Source organism: Moraxella caprae DSM 19149, from assembly GCF_000426885.1.
Classification (GTDB): Bacteria; Pseudomonadota; Gammaproteobacteria; order Pseudomonadales; family Moraxellaceae; genus Moraxella; species Moraxella caprae.
Window position 1 is genome coordinate 1 of the sequence record NZ_AUGF01000103.1, and the last position, 1474, is coordinate 1474.

Consider the following 1474-nt stretch of genomic DNA (forward strand, 5'->3'; position numbering starts at 1 on the left):
CCGAGCTTGTTGAGGGGTGGCGGAAAACCGTTATGGTTCGACAAGCTCACCACGAACGGTTTTCCTTATTTTTGGGTTTTGCAGGAAGTCTATTAAAATCAATTCATCTCTCTTAATTTACCATTTTTAAAAGCAAAACCATTATCAACGACCATAGAAGGACAACAATCAGGATCTTCGTGTTCACTATAATATTTTGATTGGGTGTAAATATTGCCAAGCGTATCCACATAAACCGTCAAGTCAATCCCCAAAGTTTTAATATCGCCATATAGATATTGATTATCACCCAAACCCAAATAAACCGCCAACTCTGATGATTTGGTTGTGGTATGACAATTTATCACTTCACAATAACGCAGTGCCACCACTGCATCTTTGATACCATCATTATTAACATCAGCATAAGTAATATCCTGAATTTCTAATTTATGACTATACCCATCATAACTGGCACTGTCTCTATCTAAAAATAATAAAGATTTTTTAACCGTATCATTGATCAAATCATTTAAATGATAGCCATTTTGACTGCTTTGCTGATTTTGATAATAAGCAGGTCCAACATTTTTAGGTGCAGGTGGTGTTACTACTGTATTTAATTGCGTTTTTAGATATTCTGCTCTCTCATTTAATTGTGGTACTTCGCACGCATAACGATACGCCTTTGCCAAATCCTTGTCCGTGCTTTGGGCATTGCCATAAGCGGTGCAATCAGCCTCTCGTTTTTTGTTAATGGCTCGTTGCTCTGCTCGCAAAAAGTCTTGCGTGCTAGGGTGTAGGCTATTCCAAACAGAATTTATATTGGCAACCGCATTGTTATAATTATTTTGAGCTTTTGCCAAAACAAGCTGTGGATTTAATGGTGGCTCGTTATTGGTATTGGGTGTGACAATATCATTAGGGGAGATATTGGGTGTTTGCATATTGCTCGGCTGATTGTCTTGATAAGCTGGTGTATGGTTTTGTTCTACCGATGATTGTATTTGTGATTTTTGTATCTCTAAGGCATTGTTAATTAGTGAAATATTGATAAGCATTGAAATGGCAACCACGCCCCAAAAAGAATAATCGCTTTCTATTTCTATCTCATCATCAAAATAATCATCTCTTGGGTCAGCACCAAAGCGATTTACCCCTTGTGTCGGACGAACAAACCAAATAACGGCAACCACAAACGGTACTAAAATCCACCAACCTTTATAATCGCAATCGTGCAATCTTTTAATACCAAGAAACATCAAAAAATATAATGGCAACAACTCAATGATTGTCATTAAAAACAAGTCAGCACCACTGTAACTATCCATTGATGATACAGCACCCTCCATTGCCACTCGCATTATTAACACAACCAATAATGTCGGTATAGAAAATAAGGCATTGTTAAACTAAAATACATAATTCAAAGTTCCATTCCACTTAGCAAACAGTAAGTTCAAAGTGTTTTCTATCATTTTCTCGGATTTAGAGT

Annotated in this window: 1 protein-coding gene; it reads right to left on the reverse strand. The window is 36.8% G+C overall.

The features are described from left to right. Positions 1-98: 98 nt before the first annotated feature. Entirely contained in the window at positions 99-1352 is a 1254-nt protein-coding gene (locus K941_RS0112520) for a DUF805 domain-containing protein (RefSeq protein ID WP_147287579.1), read from the reverse strand. Between the last annotated feature and the right edge of the window lie 122 nt (positions 1353-1474).